The sequence below is a fragment of the Halomonas rhizosphaerae genome (assembly GCF_030010555.1).
GTDB classification, from domain to species: Bacteria; Pseudomonadota; Gammaproteobacteria; order Pseudomonadales; family Halomonadaceae; genus Halomonas; species Halomonas rhizosphaerae.
In genome coordinates this window covers 116,635-143,303 of the sequence record NZ_JASCQP010000035.1, presented here as the reverse complement: position 1 = coordinate 143,303, position 26,669 = coordinate 116,635, and the positions used below count along the sequence as shown (strand labels likewise).

The following is a 26,669-nucleotide window of genomic DNA, read 5'->3' as shown; positions in this document are numbered from 1 at the left end:
CGCCGGGGCCTTCCGGGCGCGCCATATGCAACTCTGGCAGGTCGTCTTCTCCCGCGGACGCCGTAGGCGCTACGACGCCCCGCGATGACCCTCCGGGCCGAGGGAGGACTGGCGCTTACATGACCCCCGGTCGGCCCCGATTACGACCACACCCTGATGGCCTGGCTGGCGAACGTCGACGCCCACTGGCACGAGATCGCTCATCACTACAACGAGCGCACCCGCCGCATGTTCCGCTACTATCTCTCGGTGTGCACCGGGGCCTTCCGGGCGCGCCATCTGCAACTCTGGCAGGTCGTCTTCTCCCTAGGACGCCCGGCGCACTTCGACGCCCCGCAATGAGCCTCCAGAAAGACGGAGAACTGGCGCTCCGGCAGGTCATCTTCTGCCACGGATGCCCAACGCACTCAGGCGACCAGCGGTAACCTCTCGCTTTCTTGACTCAGATCATCTTCACGATCCGTTTGTAGGCGATCTCCTACATCAGAGGGAGGATGCCACCACGACCCTGACGGCGTATCATGATGTGCTTGACCAAGAGACGCCCAGCGTCGATACCTGCCGTCCCCATGGGGCAGGACAATAACGAAGAACGAACAACCTGTTCGCAGCAGGGAAAAAGGACACCCGCATGCCTTCCAACGACGTCATGCCGGGTGGGGAAAAGCCGCAGCCGGACTGGATCCTCGAGTTGACCGAGCAATTGCCCGGGATGATCTTCCAACTGCACCGGGCCCCCGACGGCCGGATGCACTTTCCCTACCTGGCCGGCAGCGGTACGCAACTGACCGGGGTCGACCGGCGTGATCTGGCGCAGAATGCCCTCCCGGCCCTCGAGCGCCTGGCCGAGACGGATTACCCTCGCCTCATGGCCGCCATCGAGCGTTCCGCCCGCTGGCAAAGTCCCATCACCACCAAGTTCCGGCTGAGGATGGCCGATGACCGCCTGAGCTGGATCGCCCTGCGCGCCCAGCCTCGCAAGGTCGATACCGGCGTCCTCTGGTACGGCATGATGATCGACATCAGCGAACAGATGGCCGAGGAGCAGCGTCTGCGCCGGCTGTCCGACACGGACGACCTGACCGGCCTGGCCAATCGCCGCAAGCTGATGCAGCGTCTCGACGAGGAGATCTCGTTGAGCAACCGGCACGCCCTGCCGCTGTCGCTGATGATGCTCGACCTCGACCACTTCAAGTCGATCAACGACACCTGGGGGCACCTCCAGGGAGACCAGGTGCTTCGCGACCTGGCCGGGCTCTGCCGGGAGATGCTACGCGAGGAGGACCTGGTGGCCCGGCTGGGTGGCGAGGAATTCGCCCTGCTGCTGCCTCTCACCCCTGAGCTTCACTGCCGGCAGTTGGCAGAACGCCTTCGTGAGCGGATCGCCGACCATGACTTCGGTATCGGTACGGGATGCATCACGGTCAGCATCGGCATTGCCGAACATCGCATCGGTGACTCCCGCGAGACCCTGATCCACCGTGCCGACGACAGCCTCTATGCGGCCAAGCATGGTGGGCGCAACCAGGTCATGGCCGGCGTCTAGACCCGGCCGAGATGGTCGAGGAACCAGCGCGCAGCATGGGCCTCGACCTTCTCCAGGGTGCCGGGCTCCTCGAAGAGGTGGGTGGCGCCCGGCACGATCAGCAGCTCGCGCGAACAGGTCATGCGCGCCATGGCCTGTTCGTTCAATTCGATCACCTGGGTATCCCATCCGCCGACCAGCATCAGGGTCGGCGCCTTCACCTGCGGCAGGGCCTCCCCAGCGAGGTCGGGCCGCCCGCCCCGCGAGACCACGGCCCGCACCAGCGACGGCTGATCGGCGGCGGCGATCAGTGCCGCCGCCGCCCCCGTGCTGGCCCCGAACAGGCCGATCCCCCATTCCCGGGTCTCCGGCACTTCGGCCACCCAGGCCACGGCCCCGCTCATGCGCGACCCGATCAGGGGAATGTCGAAGCGCAGCGCCCGGGTGCGCTCATCGATCAGGCTCTCGTCGGGCGTCAGCAGGTCGAACAGCAGGGTCGCCAGCCCCTGCTCGGCCAGGTGGCGCGCCACCCGACGGTTACGCACGCTGAAACGACTGCTGCCGCTGCCGTGTGCGAACACCACGATGCCCGCCGGATTGTCGGGCCGCAGCAGATCGCCTTCGAGTGTGACACCGCAGGTCTCGAGTTCGAGATGACGCTCAGTGATGGACATGAGCCCCTCCCTGCCCCGGCCCGGGGGGTGACGTGGATACGCCAAGTGTAGTGAGTCAGCCCGCCGGGGCGCCATCGGCTCGGACGTCAGCCGACGGGCACGTTATACTGGAAAAAACCCCAGTAACTCTCCGATGCCAGACGGCAGGACCTGCCCATGATCCAGCAGACGCTCCAGGAGGTCTTCGGCTATGACGACTTCCGCCCCGGCCAGCGGCCGGTCATCGAGGCTATCGTGGCCGGCCGCTCGGCAGCGGCGATCTTCCCCACCGGCTCCGGCAAGTCGCTCTGCTACCAGCTTCCGGCCCTGCACCTCCCGCACCTGACCCTGGTGATCTCGCCGTTGCTGGCCTTGATGCAGGACCAGCTGGCCTTCCTCGGCCGCCACGGCATCCCCGCTGCCAGCCTCGATTCGGGCCAGAGCCGTGAGGAGGCGGCGGCGGTCATGGAAGGGGTCAAGCGCGGCGACATCCGCATCCTGATGGTCTCGGTGGAACGCCTCAAGAACGAGCGGTTCCGCGCCTTCATCCGGCGAGTACCCATCTCCTTGATGGTGGTGGACGAGGCCCATTGCATCTCGGAATGGGGCCACAACTTTCGCCCGGACTACCTCAAGCTGCCGGACTACCGCCGTGACTTTGCTATCCCGCAGGTGCTGCTGCTCACCGCCACGGCCACCCCACGGGTGATCGACGACATGCGCTCGCGCTTTGACATCGCGCCGGGGGATGTCACTGGCACCGGCTTCTACCGCGCCAATCTCGACCTCCAGGTGACGCCGGTACCCGCCGTCGAGCGCCCCCGCCGTCTGGTCGAGTGGCTACGTCCCCGCTTCGAGCAGGGCCCACCCCAGCCGACCATCGTCTATGTCACCCTTCAGCAGACGGCGGAACGGCTGGCCGCCTACCTGGCGAAGGCGGGCCTGCCGGCCATCGCCTACCACGCCGGGCTCGACGGCGAGCGGCGCGAGGCGATCCAGCGTGACTTCATGGCCGGCAATACGCCCTGCATCGTTGCCACCATCGCCTTCGGCATGGGCATCGACAAGGCCGATATCCGCAACGTGGTGCACTTCGACCTGCCGAAGTCCATCGAGAACTACAGCCAGGAGATCGGCCGTGCCGGCCGCGACGGCCTCCCCTCCAGTTGCCTGATGCTGGCGGGGCGTGACCATATCGAGGTGCTGGAGAACTTCGTCTACGGCGACACCCCCGAGCATCATGGCATTCGTCGGGTGATCGACGATCTCCGCGCCGCCGGCAGCCAGTGGGAGCTGATGCTCAATACGCTGTCGCGGCACAGCAATATCCGCCCCCTGCCGCTCAAGACCCTGCTGGTGCAGCTCGAACTGCGCCGCCTGATCGCGCCCCGCTACAGCTACTTCGCCGACTACCGCTTCCGGCTGGAGGGTGAGCCAGAGGCCCTGGTCGACCGCTTCCAGGGCGAACGGCGTGACTTCGTCCAGGCGATTCTTGATGCTTCCTCCCGCGCGCGGACCTGGTACAGCCTGGACTTCGCCACCCTGGAGGCGCTCGGGGCGGAGCGCGGCCTGGATACCCGTCGCGGCCGGGTGATCACCGCCCTGGATTACTTCGTCGAGAAGGGCTGGATGGTGCTCGAGAGCAAGCAGATGACCGAAGTCTATGAGGTGCTCTCGGCCGAGATCGATCCGGTGTCGCTGACCGACGACCTCTTCGGCTACTTTCGCGACAAGGAGCGGGCAGAGATCGACCGACTGCACGCCATGCTCGCGCTCTTCGAGAGTGACCGCTGCCTGAGCCGCCGGCTCGCGGACTGGTTCGGCGATGCCAGGGCCCCCGAGCACTGCGGGCACTGTTCTGCCTGCCGAGGGCAGGTCGCACGACTCCCGGACGCCGCGCCGACACAACCGCTGTCGTCACGGGAGATCGCGCCTCTTTGCGGCCCCTTCCTCAAGCGGCTGGCGGAAGCCGGCGAGGGCCATCCGCCCACGGCGGACCTGCTGACACGCTTCCTGTGCGGGATCACCACGCCGCTGTTCACCCCCATGAAGGTGCGCAAGCTGGAGGCCTTCGCCGCCCTGGAGGGCTATCCCTATGCCGAGGTTCGCCAGCGCGTCGCCGAGCAGATCGCCGGTTGACCAGGTCAGCCGCGGCGGCGACGTGACAGCGCCAGGGTCAGCCCGTGCACCGGAAGATAGATCAACAGCGGCCAGAGGATCATCAGCCCCGCCAGGTAAAGCAGAGGGTCCATCATCGACTGGGGCTGCCCGAAGGGCCCCTCGACCCAGTTGATGTTGCGCTCGGCCTCGGTGAAGAGATAGCTGGCAGGGATTACCAGCCAGGTAAGCACGCTCTGCCAGACCAGCGCCCGGCGATCATAGCCGATCCGCCAGATCGCGAATCCAGCCACCAGCGGCAGGATCAGATGGTAGAGCGACATTGCCCGTGTCAGCGGGGGGTGTTCGGGATCGAACATGTACTCGGTCCCGCCGATAGGATGCCAGCCGGTCAGCCAGGCGGTGCCCACGTCCACCGCCCAGAAGGTGCCCACCAGGGCCACGGCCAGCCACTGCATGGAGACCAGCCGCCGGCTCTCGCTCCAGAGCCCCGCCAGGAGCAGGAAGTTGGCCAGGTTGCACAGCCAGAAATAGTTCTGGGGGCCCAGCAGCATCCAGTAGGTCGGCGCCCAGACCAACACCCAGAAGCTGAAGACCAGCTTGAGCCACAGCGGCAACCCCTCTGAAGGCAACGAGTTGGCAGTCAGACGGCGCATCACTCCTCCCCGCCAATCCCATAGCGCTTAAGCTTGTTGGCGATGGTGGTATGAGAGACCCCGAGGCGCCTGGCCAGCTGCCGGCTGGACGGATGCCGCGGATAGAGCTCCTCGAGCACCCGGCGCTCCACTTCGCCGAGGATGCCGGAGAGGGATCCCTCGAGATCGATGCCCGCAAGACCTGCCGAAGCCCCGACGTCGGGCAGGCGCAGATGCGCAGGCTCGATGGCCTCGCCCTCGCACAGCGAGACCGCCTGGAAGAGCACGTTCTCGAGCTGGCGGACATTGCCGGGCCAATGGTAGGCGGCAAGCCTCGCCAGGGCCGGCGAAGAGAGGCCCGGAAGGCGGCAGCCGATCTGGCGGGCCGCGCGGTCAATGAAGTGCATGGACAGCGCCTCGATGCCATCACGGCACTCGCGCAGTGGCGGCACCTGCAGCGACAGCACGTTGAGACGATGATAGAGGTCGTGGCGAAACAGCCCCTCGGCACAGAGCGCAGGCAGGTCCTGCTGGGTGGCACAGATCACCCGCACGTCGAGCCAGGTCTCCTCGTCGCTGCCCACCCGACGGAAACCGCCATCCTGAAGAAAGCGCAGTAGCTTGACCTGCAGCCGCGGGCTCATCTCGCCCACCTCGTCGAGGAAGATGGTGCCCCCTGCCGTCAGCTCCAGAAGCCCCAGCTTGCCCTCGGGGCGTGCACCCTCGAAGGCGCCAGGGGCATAGCCGAACAATTCGGTCTCGGCCATGGACTCGGGAAGGCCGGCACAGTTGAGGGCCATGAAGGGCGACTGGCCACGCGCACTGGCCAGGTGACAGGCCCGGGCCAGCAACTCCTTGCCGGTGCCGGTCTCGCCCTGGATCAGCAAGGGGGCATCCAGCGGCGCCATTCGCCGCGCCTCGCGGATCAAAGCCTGCAGCCTCGGGCTCGCCTGGAAGATCGCCTCGAAGCCGCGGAGCTCCTGGCGCTGTACCTGGTAGATGCGCTCCCCGATGCGATCGGCCCGGTGAAGGGTCACCACGGCACCGGCCAGCGAGGCCACGTCGTCCTGATGCTCTCGATGCAGGGGCGCGATATCGGCAAGGAAGGTGGTATCGCGCAGCTTGATACGCAGGCCGTTGACCCGGGCGTTGTTGCGCCGGATCAGCGCCGGCAGGTCCAGTTCCGGGAGATGGCGATCCAGCGACAGCCCCGGCACCTCGTCGATGCGCACGCCGAGCAACTGCCCGGCAGCCCGGTTGGCGGCCACGATATGCCCCTCCATGTCGATGGACATCACCGGGTCGGAGAGCGACGAGAGCAGCGCATCCAGCTCCAGGTGACGACGCTCGCTGGGCATCAGGTTGACCTGGCGAACCCCGAATACTCCTGGCACGGCTTCCAGCTCCGGCCTTAAGGTAGCGAGCTGCGCATGCAGCAGGTTCGGCACGTGCAGGTAGATCGCATTGCCGTGCTCCCCCCCCACCTCGCCACGGGCCACGTTGAGGCCATAGTCGGAGAAATGGGCGACGATGTCGCGCAGGATGCCGATCCGGTTCTGGCAGTGAAACCTCAGTCGCATCTGGCTAGGTTCTCTCTTGGTATCTTGAAAGTCGTCACGTCGACGTGACTTGAGTGTCAAGATAACGTGACACCTGTACCGCCTCAATCAGCGCCAGCACGCATCTTGCCTCTTGGACCCTTGCTGGCGGTAAAAATCGTCATGATTTCTTTACAGGCAACCGATCTCGAACTGGCTGGCTTGCGTGGCAAGACTCTCCTGTGGACATCCCGTCACGCCTAGACTCGAGGGGATTCCGCACGGCAGACAACAACCCACAAGCGACGCCACGGAGAAATCATGACGACCAGATTGAGTGAACTGAGCGAGTTCGCCAGCAAGACCGGCTACCGCGCTCGACTGCCCGACGACCGGGGCCATATCGCCTACAGCGACACCGAGCATGCCACCTGGCAGGCCCTCATGCAGCGCCAGCTGGGCATGATCGAGGGGCGCGTCTGCCAGCAGTACCTCGACGGCCTGGAGCGCCTGGCCCTGCCCGAGTCACGCATTCCCCAGCTCGGCGAGGTGGACAGGGTCCTGCAGGCCGCCACCGGTTGGCAGACGGCCCAGGTACCCGCCCTGATCCCCTTCGACACCTTCTTCGACCTGCTCGCCAATCGACACTTTCCGGTGGCCACCTTCATTCGCACTCCGGAAGAAATGGACTACCTGAAGGAGCCGGATATCTTCCACGAGATCTTCGGCCACTGCCCGATGCTCACCGACCCCTCGTTCGCCGAGTTCACCGCCACCTATGGTCGCCTGGGCAAGGCCGCCACGCCGAAGGAGCGGGTCTATCTGGCGCGGCTGTACTGGATGACCGTGGAGTTCGGCCTGGTCGATACACCGGCCGGGCGGCGCATCTACGGCGGCGGCATCATCTCCTCGCCCAGAGAGACCCTGCACTCGCTCTCCGACGTGCCGGTTCATCGGCCCTTCGATCCCGTGGATGCCCTGCGCACCCCCTACCGCATCGACATCCTCCAGCCCCTCTACTACGTGCTTGACGATCTCACCACCCTGCACGACCTTTCTCGGCAGGACATCATGGGCATGGTGCACCATGCCATGGCACTGGGCCTGTTCGAGCCCCGCTTCGAACCGGCCCCGAGCAGCGCCAGGGCCAGTGCCTGATCCCTGATACTTACCCCGACGACGATCCATCGAGACGACAAGGAGATACCATGAGCCAGCTATCAGAACAGCAGTGCGAGGCCTGCAGCTGGGACGCCCCCCACGTCACCGAGGCCGAGATCGAGCAGTACCAGGCCGAGATCCCCGAGTGGCAGATCATCGAGCGCGATGGCATCATGAAGCTGGAGCGGGTCTTCAAGTTCCGCAACTTCAAGCAGGCCCTCGACTTCACCAACCGCGTCGGCGAGATCGCCGAGGAAGCCGGGCACCATCCGGCCCTGCTGACCGAATGGGGCAAGGTCACCGTGACCTGGTGGTCGCACGAGATGAAGGGCCTGCACAGGAACGATTTCATTCTTGCCGCCAGAACCGACGAGGTAGCGAAATAAATGTTCGAGAAAATTGAGCGGGTTCCCGGGGACGCCATCCTCGGTCTGATCGAGGCCTTCAAGAAGGACACCAACCCTCAGAAGGTCGATCTCGGCGTCGGCGTCTACAAGGACGCCCAGGGCAACACCCCGGTGATGCGCGCCGTGAAGGAAGCCGAGGCCCTGCTGCTCAAGAACGAGACCACCAAGACCTACATCGGCTCCCATGGCGCGCCGGCGTACGGAGAGGTGATCCTTCCCATGGTATTGGGCGAAGGATCGCCGGTGCTGGAAGCCAAGCGTGCCAGCGCCACCCAGTCACCCGGCGGCACCGGTGCCCTGCGCCTGGCAGCCGACTTCATCGCCCACCAGCTGCCCGGCAAGGACATCTGGGTCTCCGACCCGACCTGGCCGAACCACCTGGGCATCTTCCCGGCCGCCGGCCTGACGCTCCACAAGTACCCCTACGTTGACGCCGAGAACCGTCTCGACTTCGACGGCATGCTGGCGGCGCTCAAGCAGATCCCGGAAGGCGACGTGGTACTGCTGCACGCCTGCTGCCACAACCCCACCGGCTTCGACCTGTCCCGCGACCAGTGGCAACAGGTGCTGGAGGTCGTCCGCGAGCGCAACCTGCTGCCGCTGATCGACTTCGCCTACCAGGGCTTCGGTGAGGGCCTGGACGAGGATGCCTACGGGGTACGCCTGATGGCCGAGAACCTCGACGAGGTCATCATCACCAGTTCCTGTTCCAAGAACTTCGGCATCTACTGCGAGCGCACCGGCTGCCTGATCATGGTGGCGAAGAATCAGGAGCAGATGGAGAACGTGCGCTCGCAGATCGCCATCGTGGCCCGCGAGAACTACTCGAACCCGCCGGCCCACGGCGGCGCCATCGTCAGCGAGATCCTGCACTCCGCAGAGCTCGCCACCATCTGGCGCGAGGAGCTCACCGAGATGCGCGACCGCATCAACACCCTGCGTCGTGACTTCGTCGATGCCCTCAAGCCCTATAACCTGGACGAGAAGTACGCCTGCGTGGCCGAACAGCGCGGCATGTTCTCCTACACCGGCCTGACACCCGAGCAGGTCGACCGCCTGCGCGACGAGTTCGGCATCTACATGGTGCGCTCGGGCCGCGCCAACGTGGCCGGCTTCTCCCACGAGAACCTGCCCTACCTGGCCAAGGCGATCGCCGCGGTCAACTGATCGCCACCTCGCCCGAGACCATCGAGCAAAGGCCCGCCGGAAAACCGGCGGGCCTTTTCGTATGCAAGCGGCTTGGCACTGCTTCCCTTGCTCCTTGCTCCTTGCTCCTTGCTCGTATCAGGCCGCGTAGCGGGAGACATCCAGCCCACTGGGGTCGATGGCCGGTGCCTTCCCGCTCATCAGGTCCGCCAACAGCTGGCCGCTGCCGCAGCTCATCGTCCAGCCCAGGGTGCCGTGACCGGTGTTGAGCCACAGGTTGTCGACCCGCGTGGCCCCGATGATCGGCGTGGAGTCCGGGGTCATGGGGCGCAGTCCGGTCCAGAACTCGGCGTTCGCCACGTCGCCGCCCTCCGGGAAGACGTCACGCACCACCATGCCGATGGTGGCCCGGCGCTTCTCCAGAAGGTCGAGGTTGTAGGAGGCAAGCTCGGCGGTGCCGCCCACCCGGATGCGGTCATCGAAGCGCGAGATTGCCACCTTGAAGCTCTCGTCCATGACCGTGGACTGGGGTGCGCCGCCGTCGTCCGTGACCGGCACGGTCAGACTGTAGCCCTTGACCGGATAGATCGGCAGCCTGAGGCCCAGGTCCTTGACCAGAAACGGCGAATAACTCCCCAGGCAGACTACATAGGCATCGGCGGTCAGCTCGCCCGCGCTGGTCACCACGCTCTCCACCTTGCCGGCACTGCGTCTGAGGCGCTGGATGTCGACGTTGAAGCGGAACTCGACACCCAGCCGTTCGTGGCAGTAGTCCGCGAGGCGGTTGGTGAAGAGATGGCAATCGCCGGTCTGGTCGTCAGGCAGGTGCAGGCCGCCGACGAACTTGCCCGGCACCCGGGAAAGGGCGGGTTCCACGCCGGCGATCTCCTCGGCGTTCAGCAGTTGGTGGCGCACCCCGCACTGCTCGAGCACCCTCATGTCCTTCTCCACCGCCTCCACCTGGCTCTCGTGGCGGAACAGCTGCAGCAGGCCGCGCTGGCGGTCTTCGTAGCGGATACCGGTCTCGTCGCGCAGGGCGTTGATGCAGGCCCGGCTATGCTCGGCCACGCGGACCATACGCTCCTTGTTGACCATGTAACGGTCGGCATTGCAGTTGCTCAGCATCTGCATCATGAAACGCGCCATGGTCGGATCCATCTTGGGTTGGATCTTGAGCGGGGCGTGCTCCTGGAACATCCACTTGACCGCCTTCTGCGGGATGCCGGGCGCCGCCCAGGGCGAGGAGAAGCCGAAGGAGACCTGGCCCGCGTTGCCATAACTGGTTTCCAGCGCCGGTGATGGCTGACGGTCCACCACCGTGACCTCGTGGCCCTGGCGGGCCAGGTAATAGGCGCTGGTGACGCCGACGACACCGCTGCCGAGAATCAGTACCTTCATGGAGGCTCCCCCTTCTGCCTTGTGGTTGTGGGATCAAAGGCGGGCAGTATAGGGAGATTCTTTCAGTTTATTGGACTGAATATTCCACCTTTTTTATAAATATATTTTATTTTTTACGTTTTAAATGAATCTTTCTATCGCAATATATGAACTTTCTAGCTGATTGCACTATCCATCTTTCCCGGCTGCCGGCGAGGGCTGGCGAGGATGCGTCGCAGCACCTCCCAGGCCGCCAGGCCCGCCAGCAGGTTGCCGAGCGCCGCGCCCATGGCCAGGCCCACCAAGTCGCCCAGCCAGGCCCCGGCCCAGAGGCAAGGCAGGTAGAAGACGAAAAGCCGGGCGGCCGACATCAGCATGGCACGCAGCGGCCAGCCCAGGGCGTTGCCCGCCGAGACCACGATCATGCAGACGCCCAGTGCCGCATAGCTTGGCAGCAGGAAACGAATCAGCGTCGCCAGGTCATCGCGCACCTCGGGATTCCCGGAAAGCGCGAGCGCCACCCAGGGAGAGGCCAGGGCCATCAGGATTCCCAGCGACAGCTGCCAGGCTACCACCCCCCTGAGCGCCAGGCGCATCAGCCGGTGTATCTGGTCCCAGTCCCCGGCACCGTAACAACGGCCGAGCCAGGGCGGCAGCGACATGGTCATGGCCAGCACCACCATCAGCGAGAGGGTTTCCAGGCGGCTAGCCAGCCCCCAGGCCGCTACCTGAGCCTCGCCGAGGGAGGCCACTACCGAGATGGCGAGCATGGCCGCCAAGGGCGGCATCAGCTGGCTGATCATGGCCGGGCCGGCGATACCGGCGAAGGGCACCAGCGAACGGCGCAATTCCCCGAGCAATCCTTCGGCCGCCAGCCAGTCCATGCCACTCAGCCGGCGGCCCAGCAACAGCAGGCCGGTCGCGAAGGCGATCGACGTGGCCCACGCCGCCCCGGGCAGACCCAATCCCTGCCAGGAACCGATGCCGAAGATCAGCAGCGGGTCGAGGACCAGGTTGACCAGGCTGGTGATCACCATCATCTTGCCGGGCAGCCAGGTGTCCCCGTGGGCCCGGAACAGGCTATAGCCGAAATAGAGCACCGCCCCCAGCCAGGCCGCCAGCAGCTGAGGCGCCCAGTAGGCCCGGATCAGCTCGCGGGTGGATTCGTCGGCCCCCAGCAGGGCGAAGATCGGCACTTGGACGGCCCACAGCAGCACCACCAGCAGGGCAATGGTAACGGTCCCCACCAGCAGCACCAGGCTGCCCAACCGACGTGCCCGGGCGGACTCTCCACCGCCTAGGGCCCGCGAGATCATCGCCGCGATGGCGATCCCCATGCCGACCTGGATGCCGATGACCAGAAAGGAGAGCGGGAAGGTGAAAGACTGGGCGGCCAGCGGTGCCGTGCCGAGTCGCGCGATGAAGGCACTGTCCACCAGTTGGAAGCCGAGCAGTGCCAGCACACCGATGGCCATGGGCCAGGTCTGGCGCCAGAGGGTGAGGCCAAGCGAGGAACGGGATTCGTCGAGGGAATTCACAGGGGCTCCGTGGTCGTCCGCAGGGCTGGCATTCTACGCCAAGCGGACGTCGGACTCAGCCCACAAACCCCTGGTGCCCCGTCACCAGCCCGCCAAGGACACGCTCCATTTCCAGGGCCGGCATGGGGCGGAAGAAGTAGAACCCCTGGACCAGATCGCAGCGCATCTCCCGGATCAACATCAGCTGTTCGCGGTTCTCGACGCCTTCGGCCACGACCTCGAGCCCCAGGCGATGGCCGATGAAGATCGCCGCCTCCATGATGGCCCGATCTTCGGGCTGGTCCGGCGCATCGCGCACGAAGGTCCGATCGATCTTGAGTGCCGTGACCGGGAAGTGCTTGAGGTAGCTGAGCGACGAGTAGCCGGTGCCGAAATCATCGATGGCAATGCGAAAGCCCAGATGATGGAGCCGGCGCAAGCCTTCGAGGATCCTGTCGTCGGCCTCGATCAGCACGTTCTCGGTAAGCTCGAGACCGATATGCCGGGGTCCCAGACCGTGGCGTGCCAGGCAGGCCTCGAAGCGCTCGAAGACATCGGACCGGCTCATCTGCCGACCGGAGAAATTGATATCGATACGCTCGATTGCCAGGCCGGCATCTCGCCAGTGCGCCCGCTGACGACACGCGGTCTCCATGACCCAGTCACCGAGACGATGAATCAGGTCGGAGCGTTCGGCGAGGGGAATGAACTCGGCCGGCGAGATCGGCGGACCTTCCGCGGGCTGCCAGCGCAGCAGCGCCTCGAGGTTCTCGATACAACCGCTGACGGCGGATACCTGCGGCTGGTAGTGCAACGAGAGCCCCCCGCTGTCCAGGGCCTGCTCCAGTCGGTCGACGAGGCGATGCTGGTGGAGCAGCTCGTCGTGGAGCTGCTGGTCGAAGAACCATACGCTGCCGCGGCCGTCCAGCTTGGCCCGGTTCTTGGCCACATCGGCGTTGCGGATCAGCTCGCGTGCCGTATCACCGTTGTCCGGATAGAGGCTGACGCCCAGGCAGGCCGTCACCTGGCGCCGCGACCCATCCATCAGGAAGGGAGCGCGCAGGACCTGCTGGACCTTGTGGACCAGCTGCGGGAGGACATCCTCGCGCTGGAACCCAGGGAAAGCGATCACGAACTCGTCGCTGGAGAGTCGAGACATCATGTCCGAGGCCCTCGTCGCCCGATGCAGCCGCCGGGTCAGCTCGACCAGCAGCCGATCCCCCTGCTCGTAGCCCAGGGCGTCATTGATCTCCACGAAGTGGTCGATGTCCAGATAGACCAGGACCAGCCCGGTGTCCTGTCGGCGACAGTCGGCGATGGCCTCGTCCAGTTGCGCCTCGAAGGTCTGGCGATTGGGCAGGTGAGTCAGCGAATCGAAGCGCGTGGCGAAATCCAGCTCACGATGCGCTCGCTTCTGGTCCGAGAGGTCCACGTCGATACAGAACATCAGGGGGGCATCGGTGTGCTCGCCGAGCATGACATGGTGGGAGAAGACCGGGACCAGCTCCCCGCTCTTGTGCTGGAGCTCGAGCTCATCGGCGGGGATCTCGACCCCTTCCCGCACCCAGGCCCGGTGCGCCTGTATGACGGGCTCGCGCATCGGCGCCGGGATGATCAGCTCTTCCAGCAAACGCCCCTGGGCCTCCTCGGAGGCATAGCCATAGAGCCGGGTGCTGGCCTCGTTCCAGTAGATCACGCGGCGGTCGCGGTCATAGCCCTGGACCGCCACCTTGGGCAGACTTTCCAGCAGGGCCCGGAATCGCTGCTCGCTCTCGAGATACTGGCGGCGCACGACCTCGACATCTTCCCGGACACTATCGTCCCGGACATCGGGCCTTCTCGCTCTGACCTCTTGCCACCGACGCGCCAGCCAGTGCCGGAAGCCGGTATCGCGACCGCTCATTCGCTCCCTCATCTTCGGATGACGATGTCACCCCTCATCATGAAGCCAGATGGCCCCTTGGTGCGACATCGAGACTCCCCATCCTACCCGCATGTGTAGGAAATATCCTACAACGCATCAAGTCGGCCAGGTGTTGCCATCCGCCGATTCAACGAAGGATCCCAACCGACCAGTACGACAAGTCTGGTACATTTTTTGACATTTCGTTGCAAATCTTCTCCTTTTCCTAGGGTTGCCCGGGCTTTCGGGCAACCCACGGGCAATCACGCCCCACACCCAATGGAGAAGATCCCATGAAACTCGATACCCTCAAGTACGGCTTCGATCCCGCCACCATGCCCCTCGACCCGGTAGCCGACTACTGGTCACCGGAGGTCACCGACGCCCTGCAGCGACAGGACTGGGCCAGGACCGAGGTGCGCTCCCGGGTGGATCTCGAGGCCTGGCAGGCGTTCACCGCCGACCTGCCCCGTGACCCCTACGTCAACCGTCGCTGGAAGCGGATGTCCTGGCTGACCCTGGATGAGCGGGGGGAGGCCTACGATATGGGCCATTGCCCCATGGCGCAGGGGGGCGCCTTCAATGATGCCGAGAGCATGGCGGACCGCCTTCGCTACTACGAGCCGCTGACGCCCGAGTTCATGGCTCGCCCGGATGTGAAGGCCTTCGTGCGCGCCTGGGCCCGGCTCTGGGACCTGAAACCGAACGAGCCCATCCTGATGCAGATTACCGGCGTTCGCGGCGAGGGCATGGTCGACCCCCTGCAGGGCCAGGGTATCCACGCCGATGGTTGCAAGGCGCTGAGCATCCTGGTGCTGAATCGCCACAATGTCGCCGGGGGGGATAATCACCTCTATGCCGACAAGGCAGGAACCCGCCCCCTGGTCGACACGACCCTCGCCCCCGGGGATATCCTGCACCTGCGCGACGACCGTCTCTTCCACAGCGTGGACGGCATCCACCAGGAAGATGCCGATGAGCCCTTCGAGCGCTTCATCATCATCATCAATAGCCGCTTCGTGGATGAGTTCCAGAACCGCATCCTGCGCCGGCACTTCCCCGAGGCGGTGCTCAACGAGACTCGCTGAGCCTCACCTCTAACCCTGTAATGAAACGCCCCCCGGAGCATCTCCGGGGGGCGTCATGCTGCCTGCGTGTGGAATCGCGGGCATGCCTTACTGGCGAATGCCCTCGAAGGTCACATAGAGCTCAAGCTCGTGCATCACCTCGGGGAAATCCCCCATGTCGATGCCGTAGTCGGCCAGCACGAGGGTGGTGGAGCCTTCGAAACCGGCGCGATAGCCCCCCCAGGGATCCTCGCCCTCCCCGACTAGAGTGACCGGCATCTCGATCTCGTTGGTCTCGCCGTGCAGGGTCAGTTCACCCGTCATCACGCCTTCATTGTCGCCGGTCGACTCGAAGCCGGTGGACGTGAAGGTGGCGGTGGGGTACTCGCCCGCATCCAGGAAGTCATCGCTCAGGATGTGCTTGTCGCGCTCGGCATGGTTACTGTTGAGGCTTGCAACTTCGACCTCCACGCTGGCGGAAGACGCGTCCAGGTTCTCGGGATCGTAGCTGAAGCTCCCGGAGAACTCCTCGAAGCTGCCGAGGATATAGGAGTAGCCCAGGTGGCTGATCTTGAACTGCACGAAGGCGTGCTGGCCGTCCTCGGTGTCGATGACATAGTCGGCGGCCTGGGCCTGGCTGACGCCCACCAGGGCGGCGGCGCTCAGGGCGGTGGCAATGGCGGTCTTCTTGATCATCAGGTGTCTCTCCTTGCGGGTCGTGTCGTGGGGGAATCGCCTCAGGGACGACGGGAACGGCGCGGGTCGACCATGCGCCACAGGACGTCATTGCGATCGACCCAATGGTGTTTCAGGGCGGCGAGGGTATGCCCCGCCGCCAGCAGGATCAGCGCCAGGGCGCTGTACCAGTGGACCTGGCCGGCCACTGTGGCCTGATTCGGCAGATCGCTGATCATGGCAGGCACCGTGAAGGCGTCGAACACGCTGATCCCCCTGCCATCGGCGGTGGAGATCAGGTAGCCGCTGACCAGCACCACGAGCATCAGTACATAGAGGCCGATGTGGCCGAGATGCGCGGCCAGGCGCTCGAGGCGATGCCCCTTCTCCACCGGCACAGGATTCGCGATGCGCCAGACCACGCGAAAGAAGGTGGCAAACAGCAGCAACATGCCGATGGAGCGATGCCACCAGGGCCCCAGGTTATACCAGCTGTCATAGTAGCCGAGCCCGGTCATCCACCAGCCCAGGGCGAAGAGGCCGATGATGGCCATGGCACTGATCCAGTGCAGCAGGATGCTGACCAGCCCCCAGCCGCTGCGGGTGTTCTTCCACATGTCCAGATGCCTCGGTCTGCGTCGTGTCGATCACATCATCCTACCGCAGCGCACCATCGGCATCCGCTGAAAAAAGCCGAACGCACCATTCGGAAAAAGCACATGCCGCCCGCCACGGCAGGCATGGCGGACAGCATGGCATGCTCGGTGGGTCGAGACCTGTCAGCTTCGCTCGGCGAGCACCTCGAGCAACAGGCGAGCAGTTGAAGCGCTTGACGCCGGGTTCTGACCGGTCACCAACAGACCATCGCGCACCTGGAAGGGAGCGAAATCATCGCTGCTGCGCTCGTAGCGACCGCCCTGCGACTTGAGCGCATCCTCCAGCAGGTGCGGCACCACCTGGGACAGGCCCACGGCCTCCTCTTCGCTGTTGGCGAAGCCGGTGACCTTGCGGCCCTTGACCAGCGGCTCGCCCTCGGGCGTGCGGGCCTCAAGCAGCACCGTGGGCGCATGGCAGACCGCCGCCACGGGCCGCTCGGCCGCCAGGAAGCCTTCGATCAGGCGGCGGGCATCGGGATCACCGGTAAGGTCCCAGAGCGGCCCATGTCCGCCGGGAAAGAAGACGGCGTCGAAGTCGCTCACCTCGACCTCGGAGAGCTTGTGGGTCTCGGCGAGTTGCGCCCTGGCCTCGGCATCTGCCTCGAAGCGCCGGGTCTCCTCGGTGAGGGCCTCCTCGGCCTGGGAGTTGGGGTCCACCGGCGGCAGGCCGCCCTTGGGCGAGGCCAGGGTGATCTCGGCGCCGGCGTCCTTGAAGACGTAGTAGGGTGCAGCGAACTCCTCGAGCCAGAAACCGGTCTCGTGGCCGGTGTCACCCATGCGGTCATGCGACGTCAGTACCATCAGGATCTTCATCATGGCCCTCCTTGGGCGGCAATGAATGCGTGCCCTGTTGAGATGGCGGCGAGAAGCAGGAGTTCAAGATGGAACAGCCGATCGCCTGCCACATGGACAAGCGATCGGGTTGACGATCACACCAGGGCGTCGAGCCCCCGGGCCAGATCGGCGCGGATGTCTTCCATGGCCTCCAGGCCGACCGCCACGCGGATCAGCCCCTCGGTGATCCCCGCGGCATCCTTCTGCTCTTCGGAGAGGCGACCATGGGTGGTGGTGCCGGGATGGGTGATGGTGGTCTTGACGTCCCCCAGGTTGCCGGTGATGGAGAGCATGCGAGTCGCATCGATCACCGACCAGGCTGCCTCGCGCCCCCCCTTTACCTCGAAGCCCAACACCGCTCCATAGCCCTGCTGCTGGCGGCTGGCAAGCTCGTGCTGAGGATGGGTGGCCAGGCCGCTGTAGTGGACTCGCGCCACCGCGGGATGTCCCTCCAGCCACTCGGCCAGGATCCGGGCGTTCTCGCAGTGCGCCCTCATGCGCAGGTTGAGCGTCTCCAGGCCCTTGGTGAAGATCCAGGCATTGAAGGGGCTCAGGCAGGGGCCACAGGTGCGCACCACCCCGAACACCTCCTCGAGCTCCTTGTCACGCCCCACCACGGCACCGCCGATCGCCCTGCCCTGCCCATCCAGGTACTTGGTGGCGGAATGGATCACCAGGTCGGCGCCCAGTTCAATAGGCTTCTGCAGCGCCGGGGTCAGGAAGCAGTTGTCGATGGCCAGCCAGGCCTCATGTCGTCGGGCGATCCTCGCCAGCGCCGCGATGTCCACGACCTCGGAGAGCGGGTTGGACGGTGTCTCGGCAAACAGCAGCCGGGTGGCCGGCGTCATGGCTGCCTCCCAGGCCTCGAGGTTCGAAAGCTCCACGTAGCGCGTCGTGATGCCGAGCTTGCCCAGGTACTTGTCGAACAGGCTGACCGTGGAACCGAACAGCGACCGCGAGGCCACGATCTCGTCACCTGATTGGAGCAGGGCCAGCGCCGTGGCCAGGATCGCCGCCATGCCGGAGCTGGTGGCCACACAGCGCTCGCCTCCCTCCATGGCTGCCAGTCGCTGCTCGAAGGTGCGCACCGTGGGGTTGGTGAAACGCGAGTAGATGTTGCCCGGTTCCTCGCCGCTGAACTTGGCCGCCGCCTCGGCGGCGCTGCCGTAGACGAAGCTCGAGGTCGGGAAGATCGGCTCGCCATGCTCCTGCTCATGGGTACGCTGGTGACCGGCACGGATCGCCAGCGTCTCCAGTGCCCATTCCTGCTCTGGTGTCTGATCCTGCTGCATGACGTGCCCCTCAGTCGTCGATGTCATCTTCCTGGTTGTGCATCCCCACCAGGGCATGGTCGCCGGCGCTGCGCTGCTGCTTGGCGTCGTCGCTGCGCGAGGCCTCGAGGTCCGACAGGTAACGCTCGTCGATATCGCCGGTGACGTACTTGCCGTCGAACACCGAACAGTCGAAGGCCTCGAGTTCCGGGTTCACCTCGCGACAGGCGGCCTTCAGGTCGTCGAGATCCTGATAGAAGATCCGGTCGGCGCCGATCAGCTCGCCCACCTCGGCCTCGCTGCGGCCATGGGCGATCAGCTCGCTGGCCGCCGGCATGTCGATGCCATAAACGTTGGGATAGCGCACCGGCGGCGCGGCGGAGGCGAAATAGACCTTGCGCGCACCGGCTTCCCGGGCCATCTGGATGATCTGCTTGCAGGTGGTGCCGCGTACGATGGAGTCATCCACCAGCAGCACGTTCTTGTCCTTGAACTCGACGCCGATGGCGTTGAGCTTCTGACGCACCGACTTCTTGCGCTGAGTCTGGCCCGGCATGATGAAGGTCCGACCGATGTAGCGGTTCTTCATGAAGCCCTCGCGATAGGTCACGCCCAGGTACTGGGCAAGCTCCAGGGCGGAGGTGCGCGAGGTGTCGGGAATGGGGATCACCACGTCGATGTCGTGCTCCGGCCACTCGCTCTGGATGCGGTCGCCGAGCTTGCGGCCCATCTGCATGCGTGTGCCGTAGACGTAGGCACCGTCGAGGATGGAATCGGGGCGTGCCAGGTAGACGTGCTCGAAGATGCAGGAGGCGAGTCGCGGATGATCGGCGCACTGCTGGGTATGGATGGCGCCGGTCATGTCGACGAAGATCGCCTCGCCGGGCGCCAGGTCACGGTGCAGGTCGAAGCCGCCCACGTCGAGGGCCACCGACTCGGACGCGATCATCACCTCCTGCCCCTCGCCCTCGTCACGGGTGCCGAAGACCACCGGACGGATGCCGTGGGGGTCGCGGAAGGCGACCAGACCCACGCCGTTGATGATCGCCACCGCGGCATAACCGCCCCGGCAGCGACGATGCACGCGGCGCACCGCGTCGAAGATGTCGCCGGGCTCCAGGTGCAGGCCTTGCTTGCCCAGCTCGTGGGCAAAGACGTTGAGCAGCACCTCCGAGTCGGAGCTGGTGTTGATATGGCGAAGGTCGGAGGAGAACAGCTCCTGCTTGAGCTGGTCGGAATTGGTCAGGTTGCCGTTGTGGGCCAGGGTGATGCCATAGGGCGAGTTCACGTAGAACGGTTGCGATTCCGCCTCGCTGGAGGACCCTGCCGTGGGATAGCGCACATGGCCGATGCCCATGTTCCCCTTCAGGCGGGCCATGTGACGGGTGTGGAAGACGTCCCGCACCAGGCCGTTGCTCTTGCGCAACAGGAACCGGCCCTCATGCCAGGTCATCATGCCGGCGGCATCCTGTCCGCGATGCTGGAGCACCGTCAGGGCGTCATAGATGCCCTGGTTAACCGCCTGCTTGGCCATCAGGCCCACGATACCGCACATTCCACCTTACCTCGCTTGCCTGGAGCTTGCTTAAAGAGTCGGGACGGGACCGTGAACAGGCGCCCGCCCCGGGATTCACATGTCAGGGCGTCGTCGCCTCACCGGCGCCTTCCGGGGCCGGGTCGGCGTCAGTTACCGGCGTCTGCTCCGAACGCGGCAGGGAGAACTCGCGCAGCGACGCCGGCGCCTCGGGCAGGCGCCCTTCCCAGCCCTCGAGCTGGCTCACCGTCCAGTCGCGCAGCTGCTCGAAGGTCGGCCGCAACTCGGCCTCCTGCCAGGCCTGCATCTGCACCAGCGGCGTCAGGGTGAGCAGGATGGTCGCCAGCACCAGGATTGCCGCCCCCTTGGCCATGCCGAAGGCAGCACCGGTCACCCGATTGAGCAGTCCCATCCCGACCCACTCCACGGCGGCATGGACCATGCGGATGACAATGCCGCAGAGCAGGATCACCGCGAAGATCACCAGCACGAAGGCCAGCACCAGTCGCCCGTCCGGGTTGTCGATCACCCCCGAGAGCAGGTCAGCCACCGGCTCGGCCAGCAGCCGCGCAGCCATCAGGGCGATGATCCAGGCGGCCAGCCCCAGCGCCTCGCGGATCAGCCCACGCAGGAAGCCGGTCAGCCCGGTCACCACCAGCACCGCCACGAAGAGCCAGTCGACCCAGGTCAGCGCCATGCTCAGTTGCCCGCCCGCACCAGCAGGCCCTGGAGGTTGGCCTCGGCCTTTAGCTCTGCCATCACCTCCTCCGCCTCGCGGGAGGTGGCGTAGGGACCGACAAAGACGGTGGTCAGGCCGTTGTCCCGGACGCGACTGTAGACGGGCAGGCCCTGTGCGGCCAGGTTCGATTCGAGACGCTCGGCATTGGCCGACTCCCCGAAGCTGCCTACCTGGACGGCCCATTCGCCCTCGGGGGCCGCTTCGGCCGGCTCGGCCTGCTCGCGGGCCGCCTGCTCGGCCTCGCCCGACATGCGCTCGTCAGCGGCACGGGCAAGCTCGGCAATGGGATCCTCGCTGGGCGCCTCCCGTGTCTCGGACGACCCATCGGTATCGGTCTCGGCGGACTCGTCGCCCGAGGCCTCGGCAGAAGGCGATTCAGCTACGGCCTCCACCGCCTGCTCGGCCTCCGGTTCGACCCGCTCATCCGGGGCCTCCTGTCGAGACGACGACACCCCGCTGGGGGACTGGATCTGTCCGAGGCTCGCCGGCGGCTCCGGGTCGGGCACGTCACGACGCTCAACTTCCACCGGTTGCTCGATGGTCATCACCGGTTGGGGACGCTCGCTGCGCGGCGCAGGATCGTCGAACAGCATGGGGACGAAGATCACCGCCAGGGCGATCAGGATCACTGCTCCGCTGAGACGTTCTCGCATTCCGTATTTCATCTCGCTCCCTCGATGGCCGTATCTTGCCCTGAAGTCTGATCCGATGACTTCCCCGCCGCCAGCCGCCATTCCAGCACCTCGGCCACGGTGAAAAAGGAGCCGCAGACCAGCACTCGATCCTCGGGCACGAGCCGGGCCGCCAGCCAGTCGGCCGCATCAACTGGCGAGGCGCCGCGGTGCCATACTTCTCCGCCGTGGAGTGCCAGGCGCTCGGCCAGGTTGTCCGCCGTGCGGGCACGCTCCCCCGCGAGACTCGCCGGTACCCAGGCATCCACCACCGGCGACAGGGCGGTGATCACGCCATCGGCATCCTTGTCGGCGAGCATCCCCAGCAGGCCGAAGGTGCGCCCTTTGCAAGGGCGCGCCGCCAGGCGCCTGGCCAGGTAGTCGGCGGCATGGGGGTTGTGGCCGACATCCAGGCACCACTGCCCCAGCCACTGCATGCGTCCCGGCAGCTGGACACCGGCAAGCGCCCGGCGACAGGCGTCTTCCTGCAGGTCGACATCGGCCAGGATCAGGGCCTGCAGGGCCGTGGCGGCATTGTCCAGGGGCAGGCCCGGGTCAGGCAGATCGGTGATGCTTTTGGGGTCAGACCCCAGCGGTGTCACTTTCGTATCCTGTGCGCAGGTAGACGAATCTTGCGTCTCAGCCGGGGTCTGACCCCAAAAGCTCCGGAAGGTCCAGCCCACGCCCTCCCCCTCGCGATGGAAGGCCTCACCCAGGGCATGGACGTCGGCGCCGAGTTCGGTGGCCGTCTGGCGCACGCTGTCCGGCAGCGTCATGCTGCCCAGGACCGCGGGCCGACCGGCACGCAGGATGCCGGCCTTCTCGCGGCCGATCCCTTGCAGGTCGGTGCCGAGAAAGGCGGCGTGGTCCTGAGCCACGGTGGTGATCACCGACACATCCGGATCGATGACATTGACGGCGTCCAGCCGACCACCGAGGCCCACTTCGAGGATCGCCAGGTCCGCTTGTCCCCTGGCGATGGCCCATAGCGCCCCCAGGGTGCCCACCTCGAAGTAGGTCAGGCTGACCGGTTCGCCTTCCAGCCGCGCCAGCTCCACAGCCTCGAAGCCGGCGATCAGCGTCGCGTCGTCGGCCTCCTGGCCGTCGAGACGCAGGCGTTCGTTGTAGCGCAGCAGGTGGGGCGAGGTGTAGGCCGCCGTGGAGATGCCATGGGCCAGGGCCAGTGCCTCGAGCATGGCCACGGTCGATCCCTTGCCGTTGGTACCGGCGACGGTGATGACCCGGTCGGAAAGCCGGGCATCCAGAAGCCCCATGCGGCGAGCGACCTCGGCCACGCGCTCGAGGCCAAGGTCGATACCGACCGGGTGGGCCGCCTCCAGCCGGGCCAGCCAGGCCGGAAGCGTATCGGGAGGGGCGTGGTCGCTCATGCCGATCGGTCAGCGCGCCAAATCGGGGCGCTCACCGGCCTGCTCGGAATCACTGTCGGCCTCCGGCTCGGCGACCGCCGTGCTGGTGGTCGCCAGCTCCTCCTGCTGCTCGGCTTGCTCGGCCGCCTGCACCAGGTCTGGCTCGTCGCCGAGGTCATCGCTCTGCCCGGCCACCGGCCAGTGGGTGAACTTGCGCAGCACGCCACCCAGCCGCTCGCGCATCTCGCCCCGTGGCACGATCATGTCCACGGTGCCGTGCTCGAGCAGGAACTCGCTGCGCTGGAAGCCTTCAGGCAACTGCTCGCGGACCGTCTGCTCGATGACCCTAGGGCCGGCGAAACCGATCAGTGCATTGGGCTCTGCCACGTTGAGGTCGCCGAGCATCGCCAGTGACGCCGAGACACCCCCGAACACGGGATCGGTCAGTACCGAGATGTAGGGCACGCCGGCCTGCTTGAGCTTTTCCAGGGCCGCCGAGGTCTTGGCCATCTGCATCAGAGAGAAAAGCGCCTCCTGCATCCGTGCGCCGCCGGAGGCGGAGAAGCAGATCAGCGGGATGCCTTCCTCCAGGGCGACGGTCGCGGCACGCACGAACTTCTCGCCCACCACGGCCCCCATGGAGCCGCCCATGAAGGTGAACTCGAAGGCCACCACCACCACCGGCAGCCCTTCCAGGGAGCCGCGCATGGCGATCAGCGCATCCTTCTCCCCGGTCTCCTTCTGGGCTGCCGACAGGCGGTCCTTGTATTTCTTGGAGTCACGGAACTTGAGGCGGTCCACCGGCTCGAGGTTGGCGGCGATTTCCTCGCGCCCCTCCTTGTCCAGGAACCAGTCCAGCCGCTTGCGGGCGGTCAGCCGCAGATGATGGTCGCACTTGGGACAGACGTTATGGTGCTTCTCCAACTCGGGGAGATAGAGCACCGCCTCGCACTTGGGGCACTTGCGCCACAGGCCGTCAGGCACGCTCGCCCGGCGATCCTTGCGCTGGATACGGCCCACCGAGGGCACGATCTTGTCTAGCCAGCTCATGTCAGAAACACTTCCGTATAGGCTGATGCCCCCGGCGGCACCGGGGACAGGGTCGATTCGGTTGGCGACGGGCGCGGATCAGGCGTCCAGCGCCTGGCGCATCTCCCCAAGCACCGCCTTCAGGGCGGCCGGGATCGCCTCGGGACGTTCGGCGTTCTCGGCGATGCGGTTGACGAGCGCCGAACCGACGATCACGCCATCGGCCACCTTGCCCACCTCGGCCGCCGAGGCCCCGTCACGGATCCCGAAACCCACGCACAGTGGCAGGTTGGTCATCTCGCGCAGCGGCGCCAGGTGCTCCGCCACATCTTCGGCATTGAGGATGGCCGAGCCGGTCACGCCCTTCAGCGAAACATAGTAGATGTAGCCCTCGCCGTGGGCGCATATTGTAGCGGCCCGTGCGCGCGAAGTGGTAGGGGCGACGAGGAAGATCGAGGCCAGCCCGCGGGCCTTGAGCAGCGGCCCCACCTCGTCGGCCTCCTCTGGCGGCATGTCGACGATCAGCACACCATCGACGCCGGCCTCGGCGGCCTGGTCGGCGAAGGCCTCGAGGCCGATGCGTTCCACCGGATTGAGGTAGCCCATCAGCACCACCGGGGTCTCCCCGTCGGTCTGACGGAATTCGCGCACCATCTCGAACAGGTGGGAGAGGCGCACGCCGTGCCTGAGGGCACGCTCGCAGGCCTTCTGGATCACCGGCCCGTCGGCCATGGGGTCCGAGAACGGCACCCCCAGCTCGATGACATCGGCTCCCGCCGCCACCAGGGCGTGCATGAAGCCGACGGTATGCTGAGGGGCCGGGTCACCGGCCGTGATGTAGGGAATCAGCGCGCGGCGGCCCTCGGCCTTGAGCGCGGCGAAGCGTTGGTCGATACGATTCATGGTCTGGGCCGTCATCTAGAATTCGATCCCGTCGATCTTTGCCACCGTCATGATGTCCTTGTCACCACGACCGGAGAGGTTGATCACGATGTTCTGGTCGGGACGCATGGTGGGGGCCAGCACCTTGGCATAGGCCAGAGCATGGGCGGACTCCAGGGCCGGCATGATGCCCTCGACGCGGGTCAGCTCGCGGAAGGCCTCTAGGACCTCCGTGTCGTTGGCGGCCACGTAGTTGACCCGCCCCACGTCCTTCCACAGCGCATGCTCGGGCCCCACACCCGGGTAGTCCAGGCCCGCCGAGATCGAGTGGGTATCGGAGACCTGGCCGCCCTCGTCGGACATCAGGTAGGTCCGGTTGCCGTGCAGCACGCCACGGGGCGCGCCGGACGCCAGGGGCGCGGCGTGCCGGCCGGTCTCGACGCCATCACCGCCCGCCTCGACACCGTACATGACGACATCATCGTCCTCGACGAACGGATAGAAGAGGCCCATGGCGTTGGAGCCACCACCCACGCAGGCGATCAACGCATCGGGCAGCTTGCCGAACTCCACGAAGGATTGCTCACGCGCCTCGCGCCCGGCCACCGCGTTGAAGTCGCGCACCAGCATCGGGTAGGGGTGCGGCCCGGCCACGGTGCCGATGATATAGAAGGTGTCGTCGACATTGGTCACCCAGTCGCGCAGCGCCTCGTTCATGGCGTCCTTGAGCGTGCGGGTACCGGACTCGACCGGGATGACGTTGGCCCCCAGCAGGCGCATGCGATAGACGTTGAGCTTCTGGCGTTGCACGTCCTCGGCGCCCATGTAGACCTCGCACTTCAGCCCCAGCCGCGCCGCCACGGTGGCCGTCGCCACGCCATGCTGGCCGGCGCCGGTCTCGGCAATGACCCGCGGCTTGCCGCTCTTCTTGGCGAGCAGCGCCTGACCGATGGTGTTGTTCACCTTGTGGGCGCCGGTGTGGTTGAGGTCTTCGCGCTTGAGCCAGATCTGTGCCCCACCGAGCTGCTTCGACCATCGCTCGGCATGATAGAGCGGTGACGGGCGGCCCACATAATGGGCCAGGTCATAGTCGAATTCCGCCTGGAAGGCCGGGTCGTCGCGAAGACTCAGGTAGGTCTTCTCCAGCTCATCCAGGGCGAAGCTCAGGGTCTCCGAGACGAACCGGCCGCCGTAGGCGCCGAAATGGCCGCGGGCATCCGGCAGTCGGGTCAGGTCACTGAACTTGCTCACGAAAGACACCTCACAGGGTCGCCAGAAGGGGTGTAGGGGGAACAGGGTGTAGCGATCACTCAAGCGCCTAAACGCTCGTCATCGGCCCGGCGCACGGCCTGCAGGAAGGCCGCCATGCGCGCGGCATCCTTGACGCCGGGGGCGGCCTCGATGCCGCCGGAAACATCCACGGCGAAGGGGGCCACGGCCGCGATCGCCTCGGCCACGTTATCCGGCGTCAGGCCTCCGGCGAGGATAACAGGTTTTGCCAGGCTTGCGGGGATTCGCGACCAGTCGAAGGTCTCGCCGGTGCCCCCCGGCACGCCCGGCCGATAGGCGTCCAGCAGCAGCGCCTGGGCCCCGCCATAAGCCTCGGCGGCGGCGTGGAGATCGAGGCCATCGCGCATGCGCAATGCCTTGATCCAGGGGCGCCCGGCGGCCATGCAGGTCGCGGGGGATTCGCCGCCATGAAACTGCAGCAGGTCCAGGTGCTCGGCGCAGCGCGACACCAGCGTTGGGTCCGGATCGACGAAGAGCCCGACCCGGGTGACGAAGGCCGGCACCCTGGCGCAGAGCTTGGCGAGTCGCTGCTCGTCGATGGCCCGCTTGCTGCCCGGCCAGAGCACGAAACCCAGGGCATCGGCGCCCGCGGCCACGGCGGCGTCGACGTCCTCGGGACGCGTCAGGCCACAGAACTTGATGCGGGTGCGAAGCGGGATCGACATGACGGCAAC

General features: G+C 66.0%; 25 protein-coding genes. 7 read left to right on the top strand and 18 right to left on the bottom strand.

Annotation, left to right across the window (positions count from 1 at the left end; all coding sequences use genetic code 11):
• The first annotated feature begins 156 nt into the window (after positions 1–156).
• Both QLQ83_RS16505 and QLQ83_RS16500 read left to right on the top strand, forming a co-directional pair.
• Positions 157–342 carry a class I SAM-dependent methyltransferase gene (locus tag QLQ83_RS16505; RefSeq protein WP_411971140.1) on the top strand — a complete coding sequence of 62 codons (186 nt, stop codon included), beginning with the start codon at positions 157–159 and terminating at the stop codon, positions 340–342.
• Between the two features lie 289 nt (positions 343–631).
• Positions 632–1,546 (top strand): GGDEF domain-containing protein, encoded by a 915-nt coding sequence (locus tag QLQ83_RS16500; protein ID WP_282736601.1) that lies wholly within the window; start codon positions 632–634, stop codon positions 1,544–1,546.
• On the opposite strand, the gene QLQ83_RS16495 is transcribed toward QLQ83_RS16500, so the two are convergent.
• Positions 1,543–2,199 carry a dienelactone hydrolase family protein gene (locus QLQ83_RS16495; RefSeq protein ID WP_282736600.1) on the bottom strand — a complete coding sequence of 219 codons (657 nt, stop codon included), beginning with the start codon at positions 2,197–2,199 and terminating at the stop codon, positions 1,543–1,545. The genes QLQ83_RS16500 and QLQ83_RS16495 overlap by 4 nt on opposite strands.
• A 156-nt stretch (positions 2,200–2,355) precedes the next feature.
• On the opposite strand from QLQ83_RS16495, the gene QLQ83_RS16490 reads away from it, so the two are divergent.
• Entirely contained in the window at positions 2,356–4,317 is a 1,962-nt protein-coding gene (locus tag QLQ83_RS16490) for a RecQ family ATP-dependent DNA helicase (protein WP_282736599.1), read from the top strand.
• Between the two features lie 5 nt (positions 4,318–4,322).
• Here the strand turns inward: QLQ83_RS16490 and QLQ83_RS16485 are convergent, their stop codons facing one another.
• Together QLQ83_RS16485 and QLQ83_RS16480 are read right to left on the bottom strand one after the other, a co-directional pair.
• Positions 4,323–4,952, bottom strand: a complete 630-nt coding sequence (locus tag QLQ83_RS16485; RefSeq protein WP_282736598.1) for a hypothetical protein — start codon at positions 4,950–4,952, stop codon at positions 4,323–4,325.
• The gene (locus tag QLQ83_RS16480) at positions 4,952–6,511 is read right to left on the bottom strand and encodes a sigma-54-dependent transcriptional regulator (RefSeq protein WP_282736597.1); all 1,560 of its coding nucleotides are present in this window, start codon (positions 6,509–6,511) and stop codon (positions 4,952–4,954) included. The genes QLQ83_RS16485 and QLQ83_RS16480 overlap by 1 nt, the downstream gene beginning before the upstream one ends.
• Before the next feature lie 279 nt (positions 6,512–6,790).
• Here QLQ83_RS16480 and phhA point away from each other — a divergent pair, with 279 nt between their 5' ends.
• The 3 genes from phhA to QLQ83_RS16465 are packed head-to-tail and all read left to right on the top strand — an operon-like array spanning position 6,791 to position 9,204.
• Positions 6,791–7,627, top strand: coding sequence for a phenylalanine 4-monooxygenase (gene phhA, locus QLQ83_RS16475; protein ID WP_282736596.1), 837 nt, complete (start codon positions 6,791–6,793; stop codon positions 7,625–7,627).
• Between the two features lie 50 nt (positions 7,628–7,677).
• On the top strand, positions 7,678–8,016 hold the full coding sequence (locus QLQ83_RS16470; RefSeq protein ID WP_282736595.1) for a 4a-hydroxytetrahydrobiopterin dehydratase: 339 nt from the start codon (positions 7,678–7,680) through the stop codon (positions 8,014–8,016).
• Positions 8,017–9,204, top strand: coding sequence for an amino acid aminotransferase (locus QLQ83_RS16465; RefSeq protein WP_282736594.1), 1,188 nt, complete (start codon positions 8,017–8,019; stop codon positions 9,202–9,204).
• Positions 9,205–9,321: 117 nt separating this feature from the next.
• Here the strand turns inward: QLQ83_RS16465 and QLQ83_RS16460 are convergent, their stop codons facing one another.
• From QLQ83_RS16460 to QLQ83_RS16450, 3 genes are all read right to left on the bottom strand, one after another.
• Positions 9,322–10,581 carry a D-amino acid dehydrogenase gene (locus QLQ83_RS16460; RefSeq protein WP_282736593.1) on the bottom strand — a complete coding sequence of 420 codons (1,260 nt, stop codon included), beginning with the start codon at positions 10,579–10,581 and terminating at the stop codon, positions 9,322–9,324.
• 155 nt (positions 10,582–10,736) lie between these two features.
• The gene (locus tag QLQ83_RS16455) at positions 10,737–12,035 is read right to left on the bottom strand and encodes an MATE family efflux transporter (RefSeq protein WP_282736608.1); all 1,299 of its coding nucleotides are present in this window, start codon (positions 12,033–12,035) and stop codon (positions 10,737–10,739) included.
• 118 nt (positions 12,036–12,153) lie between these two features.
• Positions 12,154–13,980, bottom strand: coding sequence for a putative bifunctional diguanylate cyclase/phosphodiesterase (locus QLQ83_RS16450; RefSeq protein ID WP_282736592.1), 1,827 nt, complete (start codon positions 13,978–13,980; stop codon positions 12,154–12,156).
• 293 nt (positions 13,981–14,273) lie between these two features.
• On the opposite strand from QLQ83_RS16450, the gene QLQ83_RS16445 reads away from it, so the two are divergent.
• On the top strand, positions 14,274–15,068 hold the full coding sequence (locus tag QLQ83_RS16445) for a 2OG-Fe dioxygenase family protein (protein ID WP_282736591.1): 795 nt from the start codon (positions 14,274–14,276) through the stop codon (positions 15,066–15,068).
• Between the two features lie 87 nt (positions 15,069–15,155).
• Here the strand turns inward: QLQ83_RS16445 and QLQ83_RS16440 are convergent, their stop codons facing one another.
• From QLQ83_RS16440 to QLQ83_RS16385, 12 genes are all read right to left on the bottom strand, one after another.
• A complete protein-coding gene (locus QLQ83_RS16440; RefSeq protein ID WP_282736590.1) occupies positions 15,156–15,743 on the bottom strand; it encodes a YceI family protein in 588 nt (195 codons plus the stop codon).
• 41 nt (positions 15,744–15,784) lie between these two features.
• Entirely contained in the window at positions 15,785–16,339 is a 555-nt protein-coding gene (locus QLQ83_RS16435; protein ID WP_282736589.1) for a cytochrome b, read from the bottom strand.
• A gap of 162 nt (positions 16,340–16,501) precedes the next feature.
• Positions 16,502–17,191 carry a type 1 glutamine amidotransferase domain-containing protein gene (locus QLQ83_RS16430; RefSeq protein WP_282736588.1) on the bottom strand — a complete coding sequence of 230 codons (690 nt, stop codon included), beginning with the start codon at positions 17,189–17,191 and terminating at the stop codon, positions 16,502–16,504.
• Positions 17,192–17,307: 116 nt separating this feature from the next.
• A complete protein-coding gene (locus tag QLQ83_RS16425) occupies positions 17,308–18,504 on the bottom strand; it encodes an O-succinylhomoserine sulfhydrylase (protein ID WP_282736587.1) in 1,197 nt (398 codons plus the stop codon).
• A 10-nt stretch (positions 18,505–18,514) separates the two neighbouring features.
• Positions 18,515–20,038: an amidophosphoribosyltransferase gene (gene purF, locus QLQ83_RS16420; protein WP_282736586.1), complete on the bottom strand. Its 1,524-nt coding sequence runs from the start codon at positions 20,036–20,038 to the stop codon at positions 18,515–18,517.
• An 82-nt stretch (positions 20,039–20,120) separates the two neighbouring features.
• Complete coding sequence (locus QLQ83_RS16415; protein ID WP_282736585.1) at positions 20,121–20,714, bottom strand: CvpA family protein; 594 nt, start codon at positions 20,712–20,714, stop codon at positions 20,121–20,123.
• 2 nt (positions 20,715–20,716) lie between these two features.
• Complete coding sequence (locus QLQ83_RS16410; RefSeq protein ID WP_282736584.1) at positions 20,717–21,409, bottom strand: SPOR domain-containing protein; 693 nt, start codon at positions 21,407–21,409, stop codon at positions 20,717–20,719.
• 8 nt (positions 21,410–21,417) lie between these two features.
• The gene (gene folC / locus QLQ83_RS16405) at positions 21,418–22,815 is read right to left on the bottom strand and encodes a bifunctional tetrahydrofolate synthase/dihydrofolate synthase (RefSeq protein ID WP_282736583.1); all 1,398 of its coding nucleotides are present in this window, start codon (positions 22,813–22,815) and stop codon (positions 21,418–21,420) included.
• Positions 22,816–22,824: 9 nt separating this feature from the next.
• Positions 22,825–23,844 (bottom strand): acetyl-CoA carboxylase, carboxyltransferase subunit beta, encoded by a 1,020-nt coding sequence (gene accD / locus QLQ83_RS16400; protein WP_282736582.1) that lies wholly within the window; start codon positions 23,842–23,844, stop codon positions 22,825–22,827.
• 78 nt (positions 23,845–23,922) lie between these two features.
• Positions 23,923–24,726, bottom strand: coding sequence for a tryptophan synthase subunit alpha (gene trpA / locus QLQ83_RS16395; protein WP_282736581.1), 804 nt, complete (start codon positions 24,724–24,726; stop codon positions 23,923–23,925).
• A 15-nt stretch (positions 24,727–24,741) separates the two neighbouring features.
• Complete coding sequence (gene trpB, locus QLQ83_RS16390; RefSeq protein WP_282736580.1) at positions 24,742–25,956, bottom strand: tryptophan synthase subunit beta; 1,215 nt, start codon at positions 25,954–25,956, stop codon at positions 24,742–24,744.
• A gap of 59 nt (positions 25,957–26,015) precedes the next feature.
• Positions 26,016–26,660: a phosphoribosylanthranilate isomerase gene (locus QLQ83_RS16385; RefSeq protein ID WP_282736579.1), complete on the bottom strand. Its 645-nt coding sequence runs from the start codon at positions 26,658–26,660 to the stop codon at positions 26,016–26,018.
• Between the last annotated feature and the right edge of the window lie 9 nt (positions 26,661–26,669).